This window comes from Streptomyces sp. NPDC058691 (genome assembly GCF_042714775.1).
In the GTDB taxonomy this organism is placed as follows: domain Bacteria; phylum Actinomycetota; class Actinomycetes; order Streptomycetales; family Streptomycetaceae; genus Actinacidiphila.
The window spans coordinates 31,536-48,283 of the sequence record NZ_JBHXSO010000019.1 but is presented as its reverse complement, the minus strand read 5'-3'; the positions used below and the strand labels follow the sequence as shown (position 1 = coordinate 48,283).

The 16,748-nt window shown below is 72.1% G+C and carries 12 protein-coding genes; 6 read left to right on the top strand and 6 right to left on the bottom strand.

Annotation, left to right across the window (positions count from 1 at the left end; translation table 11 throughout):
• The first annotated feature begins 67 nt into the window (after window positions 1-67).
• A complete protein-coding gene (locus tag ACFWVC_RS15790; RefSeq protein WP_384284877.1) occupies window positions 68-1,462 on the top strand; it encodes a pyridoxal phosphate-dependent decarboxylase family protein in 1,395 nt (464 codons plus the stop codon).
• Complete coding sequence (locus tag ACFWVC_RS15785) at window positions 1,449-2,870, top strand: lysine N(6)-hydroxylase/L-ornithine N(5)-oxygenase family protein (protein WP_384284875.1); 1,422 nt, start codon at window positions 1,449-1,451, stop codon at window positions 2,868-2,870. The genes ACFWVC_RS15790 and ACFWVC_RS15785 overlap by 14 nt, the downstream gene beginning before the upstream one ends.
• On the opposite strand, the gene ACFWVC_RS15780 is transcribed toward ACFWVC_RS15785, so the two are convergent.
• Genes ACFWVC_RS15780 through ACFWVC_RS15770 form a run of 3 tightly spaced genes read right to left on the bottom strand, consistent with a single transcriptional unit; the run spans window position 2,824 to window position 6,205 of the window.
• Entirely contained in the window at window positions 2,824-3,570 is a 747-nt protein-coding gene (locus ACFWVC_RS15780; protein ID WP_384284874.1) for a succinate dehydrogenase/fumarate reductase iron-sulfur subunit, read from the bottom strand. The two genes, ACFWVC_RS15785 and ACFWVC_RS15780, sit on opposite strands and share 47 nt — an antisense overlap.
• Window positions 3,567-5,501 (bottom strand): fumarate reductase/succinate dehydrogenase flavoprotein subunit, encoded by a 1,935-nt coding sequence (locus ACFWVC_RS15775; RefSeq protein WP_384284872.1) that lies wholly within the window; start codon window positions 5,499-5,501, stop codon window positions 3,567-3,569. Before ACFWVC_RS15775 ends, ACFWVC_RS15780 begins: the two co-directional genes overlap by 4 nt.
• 2 nt (window positions 5,502-5,503) lie before the next feature.
• Entirely contained in the window at window positions 5,504-6,205 is a 702-nt protein-coding gene (locus ACFWVC_RS15770; protein ID WP_384284870.1) for a succinate dehydrogenase cytochrome b subunit, read from the bottom strand.
• A 104-nt stretch (window positions 6,206-6,309) separates the two neighbouring features.
• Between ACFWVC_RS15770 and ACFWVC_RS15765 the strand changes: the two genes are divergently transcribed.
• On the top strand, window positions 6,310-7,227 hold the full coding sequence (locus ACFWVC_RS15765) for a LysR family transcriptional regulator (protein WP_384284869.1): 918 nt from the start codon (window positions 6,310-6,312) through the stop codon (window positions 7,225-7,227).
• Window positions 7,228-7,231: 4 nt separating this feature from the next.
• Here the strand turns inward: ACFWVC_RS15765 and ACFWVC_RS15760 are convergent, their stop codons facing one another.
• Entirely contained in the window at window positions 7,232-9,043 is a 1,812-nt protein-coding gene (locus tag ACFWVC_RS15760) for a bifunctional metallophosphatase/5'-nucleotidase (protein ID WP_384284867.1), read from the bottom strand.
• A 150-nt stretch (window positions 9,044-9,193) separates the two neighbouring features.
• On the opposite strand from ACFWVC_RS15760, the gene ACFWVC_RS15755 reads away from it, so the two are divergent.
• Together ACFWVC_RS15755 and pyk are read left to right on the top strand one after the other, a co-directional pair.
• Complete coding sequence (locus ACFWVC_RS15755; protein ID WP_384284865.1) at window positions 9,194-9,901, top strand: SIMPL domain-containing protein; 708 nt, start codon at window positions 9,194-9,196, stop codon at window positions 9,899-9,901.
• A gap of 195 nt (window positions 9,902-10,096) precedes the next feature.
• Complete coding sequence (pyk, locus tag ACFWVC_RS15750; protein WP_384284863.1) at window positions 10,097-11,536, top strand: pyruvate kinase; 1,440 nt, start codon at window positions 10,097-10,099, stop codon at window positions 11,534-11,536.
• 204 nt (window positions 11,537-11,740) lie between these two features.
• On the opposite strand, the gene ACFWVC_RS15745 is transcribed toward pyk, so the two are convergent.
• Complete coding sequence (locus tag ACFWVC_RS15745; RefSeq protein ID WP_384284861.1) at window positions 11,741-12,910, bottom strand: hypothetical protein; 1,170 nt, start codon at window positions 12,908-12,910, stop codon at window positions 11,741-11,743.
• Between the two features lie 203 nt (window positions 12,911-13,113).
• Between ACFWVC_RS15745 and ACFWVC_RS15740 the strand changes: the two genes are divergently transcribed.
• Window positions 13,114-14,040: a DUF4184 family protein gene (locus ACFWVC_RS15740; RefSeq protein ID WP_384284859.1), complete on the top strand. Its 927-nt coding sequence runs from the start codon at window positions 13,114-13,116 to the stop codon at window positions 14,038-14,040.
• Here the strand turns inward: ACFWVC_RS15740 and polA are convergent.
• Window positions 13,971-16,709, bottom strand: coding sequence for a DNA polymerase I (polA, locus tag ACFWVC_RS15735; protein ID WP_384284857.1), 2,739 nt, complete (start codon window positions 16,707-16,709; stop codon window positions 13,971-13,973). The two genes, ACFWVC_RS15740 and polA, sit on opposite strands and share 70 nt — an antisense overlap.
• Window positions 16,710-16,748: the final 39 nt, after the last annotated feature.

Here is a 16,748-nt window from a genome sequence, read left to right as displayed (position 1 = left end):
ACGCAGTCCGGACCGCGCGGATGTGTCGCGCGGCGGTGATCGCTGTGTTCTCGGAGGGTGCCAGGACGTGTCACCTCAGCTCGCCGGCGGCAGGGGAGGGCCGGGCCGGTTGCGACCGTTGCTGGGGGTGGTGCTCGACGCGCTCGCGGAGGGTGCCGCACGGCGTGCGGGACCCCTCCCCGCGGGCGGGCCGGAGGCAGTGGCCGCGCGGGTCGCGGAGGCCCTGGGAGAGGTGCTGCCGGAGCACGGGACCGGCGCGGAGGAGGCACTGCGGACGCTGGTGCGGCTGACCGCCGAGGGCGCGGCCGACCCGGCGGAGCCGCTGTGCGCGGCGCATCTGCACTGCCCGCCGCTGGCGGTGGCCGCCGCGGCCGACCTGGCCGCGAGCGCGCTGAACCCGTCGCTGGACTCCTGGGACCAGGCCCCGGCCGCGACCGCGCTGGAGGCGGCGGTGACGACGGCGCTGGCGCGGCTGGTCCACCCGGCGGCCGCCGCGCCCGACGCGCTGATCACCACCGGCGGCACCGAGTCCAACCAGCTCGCGCTGCTGCTCGCCCGCGAACGCAGCCCGGGCGTGCGGATCGTGACCGGGGCCAACGCCCACCACAGCGTGCCCCGCGCCGCATGGCTGCTCGGGCTGCCGGAGCCGGTCGTCCTCGACACGCCCGCCGGGGTGCTCGACCCCGCACGGGCGCGTACCGCGCTCGCCGCCGTCCCGGGCCCGGCCCTGCTCGTCGCCACGGCCGGGACCACCGACACCGGGGCCGTCGACCCGCTGCCCGGACTCGCCCGTGCCGCGCGGGAGTACGGGGCCGCTCTGCACGTGGACGCGGCCTACGGCGGGCCCCTGCTGTTCAGCGAGCGGGAGGCGCCGGGGCTGGCCGGCCTGGCGGAGGCCGACACCGTGACCCTGGACCTGCACAAGCTCGGCTGGCAGCCGGTCGCCGCGGGCGTGCTCGCCGTGCGCGCGGCGGAACTGCTGCGCCCGCTGGGGCACCAGGCGGACTACCTCAACGCCGCCGACGACACCGAGGCCGGCTTCCCCGACCTGCTCGGCCGCTCGCTGCGCACCACGCGGCGCCCGGACGTGCTGAAGATCGCCGTGACCCTGCGCGCCCTCGGCCGGCAGGGCCTGGGCCGGCTCGTGGACGCCGTCTGCGACCAGGCCCGCGACCTCGCCGAACTGGTGGAGCGCCACCCGGATCTCACCCTGTACGCCCGCCCCGCGATCAGCACGGTGCTGCTGCGCCCCACCGGGGCCGACGACGAGGCCGTCGCCGCGATCCGCCGCCGGCTGATGCTCGACGGCCGGGCCGTGCTCGGCCGGGCCCGCGCCGGCGGACGGCTGTGGCTCAAGGCGACCCTCCTCAACCCGGCGCCCGCCGCCGGCGCCCTCGAGGCACTTCTCGCGCTCGTGTGCGCGACCCACCAGGAAGGCAGCACGTCCGATGACCGTGACTGAAGACACCGTGGAGACCGACCCGTACCGGGAGCAGCCCTACGACCTGCTCGGGATCGGCATCGGGCCGTTCAACCTCTCCCTGGCCGCCCTCGCCGACGGCGTCCCCTACCTCAGCGCCGCCTTCTACGACCGGGAGCGCGCCTTCCGCTGGCACCCCGGGCTGCTGATCGAGGGCTCCACCCTCCAAGTGCCTTTCCTGGCCGACCTGGTGAGCCTCGCCGACCCCACCAGCCGCTGGAGCTTCCTGAACTGGCTCAAGGCCCGCGAGCGGCTGTTCCCGTTCTACTTCGCCGAGCGCTTCCACGTGCACCGCGCCGAGTACGACGCCTACTGCCGCTGGGTCGCCGAGTCGCTGACCAGCACACACTTCGGCCGTCGGGTCGACTCCGTCCGCTGGAACCCGGGCCGGGGCCTGTTCGAGGTCGGTGACACCCGGTTCGACGCCGACGGGCAGGCCGTCTCCCAGGGGCGCAGCCACGCGCGCAACCTCGTCCTCGGCATCGGCTCCGAGCCGTACGTACCCGAAGCGCTGCGCCCGCTCGCCGAGGCGCCGGTGGTGCCGGTCGTGCACTCCGCGGACTATCTGGCGCACCGCGACCGGCTGCTGGCCGCGGGCCATGTCACCGTCGTCGGGGCCGGTCAGTCCGGTGCCGAGGTCTTCCTCGACCTGCTGCGCGCCCGTCCCGCCGGGGGCGAGCGGCTGACATGGATCGCCCGCAGCCCCGCCTTCGCGCCGATGGAGTACAGCAAGCTCGGCCTGGAGCAGTTCACCCCCGACTACGCGAGCTTCTTCCACGGCCTGGCCGAGCCGGTGCGCGACGCGCTGCTGCCCCGGCAGTGGCAGCTGCACCGGGCCGTCGACCACGGCACCCTCGCCGCCATCCACGACGAGCTGTACCGCCGCTCCCTCGGCGGCGGCTGGCCGGACGCCGTCCTCACCCCCGGCGTCACCGTGCGTACCGCCGGGCGGATGGGCATGGGCGCCGTCGAACTCCACCTGGAGCACCAGGAGCAGGGCACCCGCACCCGGATGGTCACCAACGCCGTGGTCCTCGCCACCGGCTACCGCGAGCGGTCCACCGACACGCTGCTGGCGGCCCTGGACGCGTACATCCGCCACGACGGGGCGGGCCGGCCCCGGATCGACGAGCAGCACCGGATCGTGCTGGACCCGGCGGTGGGCGGATCGGTGTACGTGCAGAACGCCGACCGCCACTCCCACGGTGTCGGCGCCCCCGACCTGGGCCTGGCCGCGTGGCGTTCGGCGGTCATCCTCAACTCCGTGACGGGCAAGGAGCCCTATCCGCTCCCCGCCCGCACGGCCTTCACGACCTACGGCCTGACGTCGGCCACGGCCCCGGTCAGCGAGATCCCTTCCGCACGGCCCGCAGGTATTCGCGGTTCATAGCGGCGATCGACGGCAGCGGGATGCCCTTGGGGCACGCGGTGGCGCACTCGCCGGTGTTGGTGCAGCCGCCGAAGCCCTGGTCGTCCATGGCGGAGACCATGTTCAGCACCCGGGTCTCCCGCTCCGGCGCGCCCTGCGGCAGCACATTGAGGTGGTTGACCTTGGCGGACGTGAACAGCATCGCCGAGCCGTTGGGGCAGGCCGCCACGCAGGCCCCGCAGCCGATGCACTCGGCGTGCTCGAAGGCGAAGTCGGCGGCCTCCTTGGGGACGGCCGTCGCGTGCGCCTCGGGCGCGCTGCCGGTCGGCACCGAGATGTACCCGCCGGCCTGGATCACCCGGTCGAAGGCCGAACGGTCCACGACCAGGTCCTTGACCACCGGGAAGGCGGCGGCCCGCCACGGCTCGACGTCGACGGTGTCGCCGTCCTGGAAGTGCCGCATGTGCAGCTGGCAGGTGGTGGTCCGCTCCGGGCCGTGCGCCTGCCCGTTGATGACCATGCCGCAGGCGCCGCAGATGCCCTCGCGGCAGTCGTGGTCGAAGGCGACGGGCTCGTCGCCCGCGAGGATCAGCTGCTCGTTGAGGACGTCGAGCATCTCCAGGAACGACATGTCGGGACTGATGTCCTCGACGCGGTAGGTGACCATGGCGCCGTCCTCCTGCGAGGACCGCTGGCGCCAGATGCGCAGGGTGAGGTTCACGCGTAGCTCCGCTGGGTGGGGTGTACGTGGTCGAAGGTGAGCGCCTCCTTGTGGAGCACCGGTGTGCCGCCGTCGCCGGGGTGCTCCCAGGCGGCGGCGTACGAGAAGTTCCCGTCGTCGCGCAGCGCCTCGCCGTCTGGGGTCTGGCTCTCCTCGCGGAAGTGGCCGCCGCAGGACTCGGCGCGGTGCAGCGCGTCCAGGCACATCAGCTCGGCCAGCTCCAGGAAGTCCGCGACCCGGTTGGCCTTCTCCAGGGACTGGTTGAACTCCTCGCCGCTGCCGGGCACCTTGATGCGCCGCCAGAACTCCTCGCGCAGCGCGGGGATGCGCTCCAGCGCCTTGCGCAGGCCGCTCTCGGTGCGGGCCATGCCGCACTCGTCCCACATCAGCTCGCCGAGCTCGCGGTGGAAGGAGTCGGGCGTGCGGTCGCCGTCCACGGCCAGCAGCAGGTTCAGCCGGTCCTCGACGTCCGCGACGGCCTCGGTGACCGCCGGGTGGTCGGCGGCGACCGCCTCGTGGGGGCCGCGCGCCAGGTAGTCGTTGATCGTGGCCGGCAGCACGAAGTAGCCGTCGGCCAGGCCTTGCATCAGGGCGCTCGCCCCGAGCCGGTTGGCGCCGTGGTCGGAGAAGTTGGCCTCGCCGATCGCGAACAGGCCGGGGACCGTGGTCTGCAGGTCGTAATCCACCCACAGGCCGCCCATCGTGTAGTGCACGGCGGGGTAGATCCGCATGGGCCGGGTGTACGGGTCCTCGGCGGTGATCCGCTCGTACATCTCGAAGAGGTTGCCGTACTTCTCCTCCACCTCGGCGCGCCCCATGCGGGCGATCGCGTCGGCGAAGTCCAGGTAGACGCCCTGGCCGCCGGGGCCGACGCCGCGGCCCTCGTCGCAGACGTTCTTGGCGGCGCGGGAGGCGATGTCGCGGGGCACCAGGTTGCCGAAGGAGGGGTAGATCCGCTCCAGGTAGTAGTCCCGTTCGTCCTCGGGGATCTCGTGCGGCGGGCGGTCGTCGCCCTTGGCCTTGGGCACCCAGATGCGGCCGTCGTTGCGCAGCGACTCGCTCATCAGCGTCAGCTTCGACTGGTGGTCGCCCGAGCGCGGGATGCAGGTCGGGTGGATCTGCGTGAAGCAGGGGTTGGCGAAGTACGCGCCCCGGCGGTGCGCCCGCCAGATGGCGGTCGCGTTGGAGCCCTTGGCGTTGGTCGACAGGTAGAAGACGTTGCCGTAGCCGCCGCTGGCCAGCACCACGGCGTCGCCCAGGTGTACCGAGATCTCGCCGCTGACCAGGTCGCGGGCCACGATGCCGCGGGCCCGGCCGTCCACCACGATCAGGTCCAGCATCTCGGTGCGGGCGTGCAGCTCCACATTGCCCGCGTCGATCTGCCGGGACAGCGCCTGGTAGGCGCCGAGCAGCAGTTGCTGGCCCGTCTGGCCGCGGGCGTAGAAGGTGCGGGAGACCTGGACGCCGCCGAAGGAGCGGGTGTCCAGCAGACCGCCGTACTCGCGGGCGAAGGGCACGCCCTGGGCCACGCACTGGTCGATGATCTGCAGCGACACCTCGGCCAGGCGGTGCACATTGGACTCGCGGGCCCGGAAGTCGCCGCCCTTGACGGTGTCGTAGAACAGGCGGTGCACACTGTCGCCGTCGTTGCGGTAGTTCTTCGCCGCGTTGATGCCGCCCTGGGCGGCGATCGAGTGCGCCCGGCGCGGGGAGTCCTGGTAACAGAACTGCACGACGTGGTAGCCCTGTTCGGCCAGCGTCGCCCCGGCGGAGCCGCCCGCAAGGCCGGTGCCGACGACGATCACCTTGTGCTTGCGGCGGTTGGCCGGGTTGACCAGCTTCGCCTCGAACTTGCGGCGGCTCCAGCGCTCCTCGATGGGCGCGGCGGGCGCCTTGGTGTCGGCGATCGGTTCGCCCTCGCGATACTGCATGGTCAGTCCACCAATCCGGTCATCACGGCGACGGGCACGACGACGAATCCCGCGGTCAGCGCCAGCGCCAGCACGTTCGCGGTGGCCTTCAGGGCCCGGTCGCTGCGCTTGGTGACCGCCCCGAGGGTCTGCGCCGCGCTCCAGAAGCCGTGCCTGATGTGCAGGCCGAGGGCGAGCATCGCCACGATGTAGACGACGTTCACCCACCACAGCCGGAAGTCGGCCACCACGTTCTCGTAGGGGTGCTCCGCCTGGCCGCGCGGGTTCACCGTCAGCGTCGTCAGGTCGAGGATGTGCCACACGATGAACAGGCCGAGGATCACCCCGCCCCAGCGCATCGTCCGCGTCGCGTAGCTCGCCTGCCGCCGGGTGTGCGCGTACTTCGCCGGGCGCGCCTTGATGTCGCGCCGGCTGAGCTGGTAGGCGGCCACACCGTGCAGGACGACCGCGGCCACCAGGCCCGTCCGCTGGATGTACAGGTACCAGCCGTTGTGCAGCGCGGGCTCGCCGATGGTGCGCAGCCACGCCGCGTACCCGTTGAACTCGGTGGGGCCGAAGAAGATCTTCAGATTGCCCACCATGTGCGCGACCAGGAAGAGCAGCATGATCACGCCGGTCGCGGCCATGACCGCCTTCTTGCCCACGGTCGAGCCCCACAGCGCCCGCACCGCGGACGGTCGCACCGCTCTTGTCGCCAAAGCCATGCGGCTGACGCTAGATCCCACCGCATTGAAAGGTCCAAGACCGGTTCGGGCTCGTTTCGATAGGCCTGTCCTATCGTTGATCACCGTCGATTACCGTGGGCAGCGTGCAGCTGCAGCAACTCGTGTACTTCCTCGCCGTCGCCGACACCCGGCACTTCACCCGGGCCGCCGAGCGTGTCCACGTCGCCCAGCCCTCGCTGTCGCAGCAGATCAAGGGGCTGGAGCGGGAACTCGGCGCGGAGCTGTTCAGCCGCGCCCGGGGCAACATCGCGCTCACCGACGCGGGGGAGGCGCTGCTGCCGATCGCCCGGCGCATCGTCGCGGACACCGAGGCCGCCACGCAGGAGGTGCAGGAACTGGTGCAGCTGCGCCGCGGGCGGGTGCGCCTCGGGGCCACACCGAGCCTGTGCACCGGCCTGCTGCCCGACGTGCTGCGCGATTTCCACACCCGCTACCCGGGCATCCGGCTGGTCGTGGAGGAGGGCGGCTCCCGTGACCTGGTCAGGGAACTGGCCTCCGGCAGCCTGGACCTGGCGCTGATCGTGCTGCCCCTGCAGAGCCACGACCCGGCGCTGGACGCCACCCCGCTGCTCCACGAGGACCTGGTCGTGGTCACCGCGGCCGACACCCCGCCGCCCTGGCCGGGGCCCAGGGTCCAGGTGGCCGATCTGCGCGACCAGCCCCTGGTGATGTTCCGCCGCGGCTACGACCTGCGGGAACTGACCGTCGGCGCGTGCCGGGCGGCCGGCTTCGAGCCCCGCTTCGCGATCGAGGGCGGCGAGATGGACGCCGTCCTCGGCTTCGTCGAGGCGGGGCTCGGCCACGCCGTCGTACCCAGCATGGTCGCCGGGCGCCGCCCGCGGCTGCGGACGACGCCCTTCACGGAGCCGGGGCTGCAGCGCACCGTCGCCCTCGCCCACCGCAAGGACGCCGAGCCGCCGCGCGCCGCCCGCGAGCTGCGCCGGGTGCTGCTGGAGCACGTGCCGGCCGGGGAAGCCCGGCCGGCCCACCCGCCGGTCTGACGGATCAGAACACCGGCACGCCGTCGCGGGTCAGCTTCCAGTCCCCGTCGCCGAACTGCGCCGGGTCGATGGTGCCGGTCGCCTCGACGTAGTTGATGATCGTGTTCCGGATCTCCTCGGAGTTCGCCCACACCTGCGGCGCGGTCGCGACACCGGGGAAGTTGCCTCCGCCGTTGGCGCGGTAGTTGTTCACGGCGAACACAAAACGCGCGGAGTCGTCGATCGGCGCGCCCTGGAAGGACACCTTGGTCACGCGCGAGCCGGCCGGCCTGGCGATGTCGATCTCGTAGCTGACCCCGCTGACCACGTCGTAGTTGTAGTCCGGGGTGTTGCCGGCGTTGGTCAGCTTCGACACGTCGACCGGCGCGCCGGCCGGGGTCTGCACGAAGTAGTTCGCGGAGAACTCCAGGTACGCCTTGATCTGGGCCCCGGTCAGGACGCGGGCCTCCAGCGTGTTCTCGAACACGTACAGGCCGGCCACGTCGCGCAGGGTGACCCGGCCCGCCGGGATCGCGGCCGTGCGGGAGAAGCACGCGGCCTGCGACAGCACCGGCAGCGCGGCGTACTCGGTGCCCACCAGCGCGGCCTTGACCGTCTCGGCCTGCACGTGGTTGATGAAGTCGATGATCGGGGTGTCCTTGTACGGGGACTCGGTGGCCGACATCGCGGCGGCGGAGTCGCCGATGACCTGGTTGACGTACTCGACGACCTTCGCGTGCTCGTCGCGCAGCAGCCCGACGATCTCCGGGTCCTCCTCGACCGTGTTGGAGTTCAGCACGGACGCGCCGACCGTGACGACCTCCCAGGCGCCGTCGACCATCTCCATCTCGAAGTCGAAGACGGTCAGCCGCTGGCCCCACTTCGACGGCTCGGACAGCACCACGCCCTGGCCGGTCTGCTTGTTGGCCACCACGTACTCGGGGATCTCGTTGTGCGCGTGGCCCACGAGGATCGCGTCGATGCCCGGCACCTGCTCGGCCACCAGCGCCGCCGCGTTCTCCACGTACGGCAGCTGGTCACCCCAGGAAGAGGTGCCCGAAGTGCCGCTGTGCGCCGAGACGATCACCACGTCGGCGCCCATCGCGCGCAGCCGCGGCACGTACTTGGCCGCCTGCTCCTCCAGGCCCGGGAAGGTCATCTTGCCCTGGACGTTGCCCTTGTCCCAGATCGCGATGCCCGGGTTGGTCAGACCCAGGACGGCCACCGTCACGTCCGGCGCGCCCTGCACCCGCATCCGGTGCAGGGAGTACGGCGCGAACGCGGGCTGCCCGGTCTTGGCGTCCAGGGCGTTGGCGCCCAGCAGCGGGAACTTGCACTGGTCCTCGAACTCGCGCAGCAGCGGGATGCCGTAGTTGAACTCGTGGTTGCCCAGCGCCGCCGCGTCGTAGTCCATGGCGTTCATGGCCTGGGCCATCGGGTGCTTGGGGCCGTGCTTGGCGGTGATCGGGTCGACCCGGGCGTAGTAGTACGAGAGCTGGGTGCCCTGGATGGTGTCGCCCGCGTCGATCAGCAGGACGTTGCGACGGCCCTTGGCGGCCCGCTGCTGCTTGACCAGCGTGGAGATCTTGGCGAGGCCGACGTCGTTGTGCGGCTTGTCGTCGAACTCGGCGTCGGTGAAGTAGTCCCAGTTGAAGACGTTGCCGTGCAGGTCCGTGGTGCCGAGGACACTGAACGAGTAGCGCTCGGGCTCCTCCGGCTTGTGGCTCTTGGCCTGGGCGGGAGCCGCCGTGGCCAGCACGCCGGCCGCGCCGGTCAGCGCGATGCCCGCCCCGGTGGCGGCGGAGCGGTTGAGGAAGTCCCTGCGGTTGAGCGGCATGCGTCGGCTCCCGTTGATTGACGAAGTGATGGGCGATTCTTTGCGGTGACGCGCGTAGATTCTGGCCCAGCCCGTACCACCCGCAACACCCCCGCCACGTTGCGATCAGATGACTCGTCAGCGACGTCCTGCCCTGGGACAGTGGGACGCATGACGAACGAAGCGGCCAGGACGTACCCGACCCCGGAGGTCCCGCACGTGGGCGTCAGGGGCGAGGCGACCCTCGAGGTCGAGCCCGAACTGGCCAGGATCGCCGTCACCGTCAGCGCCCGCGGCACCGACCGCCGCGGCACCCTGGACGACCTCAGCCGGCGCAACGCCCAGGTGCTGGAGCTGGTCAAGGGCTACGGCGAGGCGGTCGAGAAGCTGGAGACCGGCGCCTTCGTGATCACCCCGGAGCTGCGCGAGCGCCGCCGGGGGGAGCGGATCCGGGCCCATCACGGCAGCGTTCGCATCGGCGCCACCCTCACCGACTTCACCGCCCTGGGCGAACTCACCACCCGGCTGGCCGATCTGGACCTCACCCGCGTCGACGGCCCCTGGTGGTCCCTGCGCCCGGATTCCCCGGCCTACCGCGCGGCCCGGCAGCTGGCCGTGCGCGACGCCGTGCAGCGCGCTCGTGAGTACGCCGAGGCGCTCGGCGCGCGGCTGCTGGCCCTGGTCGAACTGGCCGACGAGGGCATGCAGCAGACGTTGCCCTACCAGGGCCGCCCGGCGATGCGGGCCGCCGCCTTCGCCGGTGCGCCGGGCGGCGCGGAGGACATGGCCCAGGCCCTCGACATGGAGCCGGAGCGGCAGAGCGTGTACGCCCAGGTCGCGGCGCACTTCACCATGACCGCCCCGGATCTGTCGGCCTAGCCGGGGAGACCCGGCCGCGGGGTGGCGGACGGCCGAGGGGCGGGGCTACTGCCCTTAATTGTCATGTTTGTATGAATATCGCCGTGAATGTCGTGCATATCTGTTCATCGCTTGTCGGCAAGCGTTAATCACGGCGACGTGGGACAGTCGCCTTCCGCGAGCTCTCTACTGTGAAGTAAGTCATAGGCTCGCTCCATGCGCCGAGCAAAAATCGTCTGCACCCTCGGGCCCGCCACCGACGGCTACGACCAGATCAAGGCTCTGGTCGAGGCCGGGATGGACGTCGCCCGCTTGAACATGAGCCATGGCTGCCTTGCCGATCACGAAGAGCGGTACCAGCGCGTGCGCAAGGCCTCCGACGAGAACGGCCGCAGCGTCGGGATCCTCGCGGACCTTCAAGGCCCGAAGATCCGGCTGGGACGTTTCGCCGAAGGGCCCGTACTCCTTGAACGTGGTGACGAGTTCACGATCACCACCGAGGAGGTCCAGGGAGACCGGCTGATCTGCGGCACGACGTACGCGGGTCTCGCCGCCGACGTCACGCGCGGTGAGCGGATCCTCGTCGACGACGGCCGGGTCACCCTGGAGGTCACGGAGGTCGACGGCCCCCGCGTGCGCACCATGTGCATCGAGGGCGGCCTGATCTCCGACCACAAGGGGCTGAACCTGCCCGGCGTCGCTGTGTCCGTGCCGGCCCTGTCCGAGAAGGACGTGACCGACCTGCGCTGGGCGCTGCGCACCGGGGTCGACATCATCGCGCTCTCCTTCGTGCGCAGCGGCCGGGACGCCGAGGAAGTGCTGCGGATCATGCGCGAGGAGGACCGTCGGGTCCCCGTCATCGCCAAGATCGAGAAGCCGCAGGCGGTGGAGAACCTGGAGGAGATCGTCGCCGCCTTCGACGGGATCATGGTCGCCCGCGGCGACCTCGGCGTCGAGATGCCGCTGGAAGCCGTTCCCCTGGTCCAGAAGCGCGCGGTCACGCTCGCCCGGCGCAACGCCAAGCCGGTGATCGTGGCGACCCAGATGCTGGAATCGATGATCGACTCCTCCCGGCCCACCCGCGCCGAGGCCTCCGACGTGGCCAACGCGGTCATGGACGGCGCCGACGCGGTGATGCTGTCCGGCGAGACCAGTGTCGGCAAGCACCCCGTCGAGACGGTCAAGACCATGAGCCGGATCGTCGCCTCCGCCGAGGAGGACATGCTCGCGGGCGGCCTGCCGCCGCTGACCGAGCAGAACAAGCCCCGCACCCAGGGCGGCGCCGTCGCCCGCGCCGCGGCCGAGATCGGCGACTTCCTGGACGCCAAGTACCTGGTGGCGTTCACCCAGTCCGGCGACACCGCCCGACGGCTGTCCCGCTACCGCTCGCCGATCCCCGTCCTGGCCTTCACCCCCGAGCCCGCGACCCGTTCGCAGCTCAGCCTCACCTGGGGCGTGGAGACCTTCATCGGGCCGATGGTGCAGACGACCGACGAGATGATCGACCAGGTGGACGAGCAGCTGCTGCGGATCGGCCGCTGCCAGAAGGGCGACACCGTGGTCATCACGGCCGGCTCGCCGCCCGGAGTGCCGGGCTCCACCAACCTCGTGCGGGTGCACCACATCGGGGAGGACGACTCCCCTTCGGGTCGCTGACGGCGGGCCGCCGGCCGTGCGGGGCCGGCAGCGCGGCGCCGCACGGCAGACAGCGCGTCAGGCGAAGAACCGGCCGGAGCCGGGGGTTCTTCGCCTGACGCGCTGTCCGCGGGATGGAGGTGTTCCGTGCGCGCCCGGAGGAGGCGCGGGACGAGGCCGACGGCCGCTACCGGCCAGGTCGCTCGGCCTGGCAGTTCGGCCCGGTCAGCCGATCGTGCCGGAGGCGGTCGCGCCCTCGGTCTCCGAGGCGGACGGGGAGGGCGAATCGGTGGGCGTGCTCGTCGCGCACGGGTCCGGCGACTCGTTGCCCGTGGGGCTCGACGTGTCCGTGGGCGACGGCGAGTCGGTCGGGCAGGTCGGCGACGTGGGATCCGTCGGCGTGGTCGTCGGGCTCGTGGTCGGATCGCCGGTGGGCGAGGCCGGCCCGGTCGGCGAGGTGCCGCCCGTGGGCGTCGGGATGCCGATCGTGCCGGTGGGACTCGCGGTGGGCCGCGGCGACTTGGTGGGCCGCGGCGAGGCGGGGTCGGCAGCGCTCGGCGAGGCCGACGGCCAAGGGGACGCGGAGTGCGAGTGGTGCGGCGCCGGGGAGGACGGCACGGTCACCGGCGCGTCGCTGCCCGCGTTGCCGATGTCCGGCAGGGAGATGACACCGCCCTTGCGGAAGTGGTCGTACCAGGCCAGCACCGTGTTCAGATACGCCTCGGAGTGGTTGTACCCGAGGATGGCCTGGTGGAGGTTGCTCTCCACCGACATGTCGCGGTTGCCCGCGCACAGGTAGCGGCCGGCGGCCAGCGCCGCGTCGAATATGTTGTTCGGGTTGCTCACCCCGTCGCCGTTGCCGTCGGCGCCCCAGGTCTGCCAGGTCTGCGGGATGAACTGCATCGGGCCGACCGCGCGGTCGTGGATGCTGTCGCCGTCCCACATGCCGTCGTCGGTGTCGGTGATGTTCGCGAAGCCGTCGCCGTTGAGGACCGGGCCGAGGATCGGGGAGATCGTGGTGCCCTCGGAGTCCACATTGCCGCCGCGCGCCTGGTTGGACTCCACCTGGCCGATCGCGGCCAGCAGCTCCCAGCGCATGTTGCAGCCCGGGTCGCTGGCGGCGAGCGCCACCTCCGCCCGGCGGTACGCCTCCAGGACCGTCGCCGGCAGGCCCGAGCCGCCGGTGGCCACGGTGCCCGTGCCCCCGTCGGTGCTGGTACCGGGCGTCGTGGACGTGCCGGGCGCGGGCGTGTTGAGCGGCGGGAGCGCGGTGTAGTAGTCCGGGGAGCCGCCGTCGATGGGGTCGCCGGGCGGCGGCGTGATCGGAGCGCCCGAGCTGGTGTTGAGGACATTCGGGAAGACCGCCGAGGCCTGGGAGCCCGTCAGCGCCGCCATGGCCGCAGCGGCCACCGCAGTGCCCGCGACTCCCCTGCGGATTCGCCGTCCGTACCGCGCTCCCATATGAGCTGCCCCTCCCGAAACCGAGTTGTGCGTCTCCCTGCGCGACAACCCTGGTGACCCTACGGCAACTTCCTGAACGGAGCCACCGTCGAAAGCGTCGCATACTGATCTGACAGACATGTTCGGAAAGAGGTCGCATGCCGTTCACGATCAGCCACGCCCTGGCGGTGCTCCCCGGCCTGCGGCAGGACCGCCTCGGCACCCCGCGCGGGCGCGGTCCGCTGGTCGCCGCGGCGCTGGTCGCGGGCTCCTTCGCCCCGGACGTCCCCTACTTCGCCGACTCACTGATCTCCGGGGTGTACGGCTACGGCACGTTCACCCACGCGCCGCTGGGCCTGGTCACCGCGGATCCGCTCATCGCGGCCGGGCTCGTCGGCGGCTGGGTGCTGCTGCGTGAGCCGGTCGTGGCACTGCTGCCCGAGCGGTCGCGGGACCGGATCGCGGTGCTCGCGGGATGCGGTGACCGCCGCCCGCTCACGGTCCGTTCCGCCGCCGCCTTCTGGGCCTCGGCCGCGGCCGGGGCCCTGACCCACGTCGTCTGGGACGCGTTCACCCACCACGACCGCTGGGGCGTCCGCCTGCTGCCGGTCCTGGACCACGAGGTGCACGGCACCCCGCTGCACAAGTACGCGCAGTACGGCAGCTCCGCCGTGGCGCTGGTGGTGCTGGCCGCCTACGGGGTCCGCGCGCTGCGCGCCGTGCCGGCACCGGGTCCGCGGACCACGGGCGCCCCGGACAAGGCCGAAAACCGACGCTCGCGGCCGCCCGGGCTGCCCCGGCTCTCCCGCAGGGCCCGCGGCATCGCCCTGGCCGCCATCGGGACCACCACCCTCGCCGCGGCCGCCCTGCGCGCCGGGCAGTGGTACGGGGCGACCGGCGACGCCTTCGGGATCATCCCGTCCGGGCTCTTCGGCGCCGGCGCCGGACTGGCGCTCGCCGCCACGGCCTACGCCGGTGCGGTGCGCCTGACGCACCGCACCGGGGGCGGATCGGCTCAGTGCGCCGCGGACTCCCAGTCCGTGCCGACGCCCACCGAGACATCCAGCGGGGCGCGCAGGGGATAGGCGGCGGCCATCTCGCGGCGCACCAGCTCCTCCACCGCGGCCCGCTCGCCAGGAGCCACCTCCAGCACGATTTCGTCGTGCACCTGGAGCAGCATCCGGGACCGCAGCCCTTCCGCGGTCAGCGCCGCGGCCACCTTGAGCATCGCGATCTTGACGATGTCGGCGGCCGAGCCCTGGATCGGCGCGTTCAGCGCCATCCGCTCGGCCATCTCGCGGCGCTGCCGGTTGTCGCTGTTCAGATCCGGCAGATAGCGGCGGCGGCCCATCAGCGTCTCGGTGTAACCCGTCACCCGGGCCTCCTCCACCACGCGCTGCAGATAGTCCCGCACCCCGCCGAACCGCTCGAAGTACGTGTCCATCAGACCGCGCGCCTCGGCCGCCTCGATGCCCAGCTGCCCCGACAGGCCGAACGCCGACAGCCCGTACGCCAGCCCGTACGACATCGCCTTGATCTTCCGCCGCATCTCGGCGTCCACCCGCTCCGCGGGCACGGAGAAGACATAGGAGCCGACGGTGGTGTGCAGATCCTCGCCCGAGTCGAACGCCGCGATCAGGCCCTCGTCCTCCGAGAGGTGGGCCATCACGCGCAGTTCGATCTGGCTGTAGTCGGCGGTCAGCAGCGACTCGTAGCCCTCGCCCACCACGAAGCCGCGGCGGATCGCCCGGCCCTCGTCCGTGCGCACCGGCACGTTCTGCAGATTGGGGTCGGTCGACGACAGCCGGCCGGTCGCGGCCACGGTCTGGCTGAACGTGGTGTGGATCCGCCCGTCCGGCGCGATCGTCTTGATCAGGCCCTCCACCGTCACGCGCAGCTTGGCCTGTTCCCGGTGGCGCAGCATGATGACCGGCAGCTCGTGCTCGGTCTGCGCGGCCAGCCAGGCCAGGGCGTCGGCGTCGGTGGTCCAACCCGTCTTGGTCTTCTTGGTCTTGGGCAGGCCGAGCTCGCCGAACAGCACCTCCTGCAGCTGCTTGGGCGAGCCGAGATTGAACTCGTGACCGACCGCGGCGTGCGCCTCCTTCACCGCCAGCTGCACCTCGCCGGCGAACCGCTGCTCCAGGCGCTCCAGATGCTCGCGGTCCGCGGCGATGCCCGCCCGCTCCATCCGCGCCAGCAGCGCGGAGGTCGGCAGCTCGACCTCGCTCAGCAGGCGCAACGCGCCGTCCTGCTCCAGCCGGCCCGCGAACGCCTCGCCCAGGTCGAGCACAGCGCGCGCCTGCACCATCAGCGCGTCCGCCTCGGCCTCGTCGTCGGCGCCGAACGCCAGCTGACCGTCCTCCCCGCCGGCCGGGGACAGCTCACGGCCCAGGTACTCCACGGAGAGCGTGTCCAGCGCGAACGAGCGACGGCCGGGCTTGACCAGGTACGCGGCCAGCGCCGTGCACATCGTGATGCCCTCCACGGTCCAGCCGTGCTCGGCGAAGACCCGCATCAGGCCCTTCGCGTCGTGCACCACCTTCGGCCGCCGCGGGTCGGCCAGCCACGCCGCGAACGCCCGCTCGTCCTTCTCGTCCAGGGCGGACGGGTCGAACCAGGCGGCCTGCCCGCCGGCGGCCGCCAGAGCGACCTCCGAGACGCTGCCCGCGCCCAGTGCCCAGGCGTCGACCGTCGCGATGCCCAGGGACTCGCCGCCGTGCTCCGTCAGCCAGCCGTCCAGCTCGCCCGTGCCCAGCACCCGGCCGTCCACCGCGACACCGCCGGCGATCTCCTGTTCCTCTTCGCGCGCGCCGGGGTCGGCCGCGAACAGCCGGTCCCGGAAGTTGGGGTGGCGGAACTCCAGGGCGTCCAGCACCACGTTGAGGCCCTCGCGGTCGTACGGCCGGCGCTCCAGCTCCTCCGGGCCGCAGGGCAGAGCCACGTCCCGGACCAGCTCGGTCAGCCGCCGGTTGAGCTTCACCGACTCCAGGTGGGCGCGCAGGTTCTCACCGGCCTTGCCCTTCACCTCGCCCGCGCGCTCCGCCAGTTCCGCGAACGAACCGAACTGGGTGATCCACTTGGCGGCGGTCTTCTCGCCGACACCCGGGATGCCCGGCAGATTGTCCGACGGGTCGCCGCGCAGCGCCGCGAAGTCCGGGTACTGCGCCGGGGTCAGCCCGTACTTCTCCTCGACCTTCGCCGGGGTGAAGCGCGTCAGCTCCGAGACGCCCTTGGTCGGGTAGAGGACCGTGACGTGGTCCGAGACCAGTTGGAAGGAGTCCCGGTCGCCGGTGACGATCAGCACCTCGTAACCCAGCGCCTCCGCCTGGGTGGCGAGCGTGGCGATCACGTCGTCCGCCTCGTAGCCCTCCATGGCGAAGCGCCGCACGTTCATCGTGTCCAGCAGCTCACCGAGCAGTTCGACCTGGCTGCGGAACTCGTCCGGTGTGGCGGACCGGGTGGCCTTGTACTCGGGGAACTCCTCCAGCCGCCACGTGCGCCGCGAGACGTCGAAAGCCACCGCCAGATGCGTCGGCTGCTCGTCACGGAGCGTGTTGGCCAGCATCGAGGCGAAGCCGTACACCGCGTTGGTCGGCTGACCGGTGGTCGTGTTGAAGTTCTCCACCGGCAGCGCGTAGAACGCCCGGTACGCCAGCGAATGCCCGTCCAGCAGCAGCAACCGGGGCCGCTCGCCCCCCTGGGGTGCGGGTGCGGTGCCGGTCGCTGCGCTCGTCTTCTCTGCCTTTGCTGCCACGCAACCGATCCTCCCACGCCCGACTGACATTGCCGGTCG

Excerpts from the sequence above, each read along its gene's own strand:
- ACFWVC_RS15785 (WP_384284875.1), top strand. The coding sequence starts at position 1,449 with ATGACCGTGACTGAAGACACCGTGGAGACCGACCCGTACCGGGAGCAG.
- ACFWVC_RS15775 (WP_384284872.1), bottom strand. The coding sequence starts at position 5,501 with ATGCAGTATCGCGAGGGCGAACCGATCGCCGACACCAAGGCGCCCGCC.
- ACFWVC_RS15770 (WP_384284870.1), bottom strand. The coding sequence starts at position 6,205 with ATGGCTTTGGCGACAAGAGCGGTGCGACCGTCCGCGGTGCGGGCGCTG.
- ACFWVC_RS15760 (WP_384284867.1), bottom strand. The coding sequence starts at position 9,043 with ATGCCGCTCAACCGCAGGGACTTCCTCAACCGCTCCGCCGCCACCGGG.
- ACFWVC_RS15755 (WP_384284865.1), top strand. The coding sequence starts at position 9,194 with ATGACGAACGAAGCGGCCAGGACGTACCCGACCCCGGAGGTCCCGCAC.
- pyk (WP_384284863.1), top strand. The coding sequence starts at position 10,097 with ATGCGCCGAGCAAAAATCGTCTGCACCCTCGGGCCCGCCACCGACGGC.
- ACFWVC_RS15745 (WP_384284861.1), bottom strand. The coding sequence starts at position 12,910 with ATGGCGGCGCTGACGGGCTCCCAGGCCTCGGCGGTCTTCCCGAATGTC.
- ACFWVC_RS15740 (WP_384284859.1), top strand. The coding sequence starts at position 13,114 with ATGCCGTTCACGATCAGCCACGCCCTGGCGGTGCTCCCCGGCCTGCGG.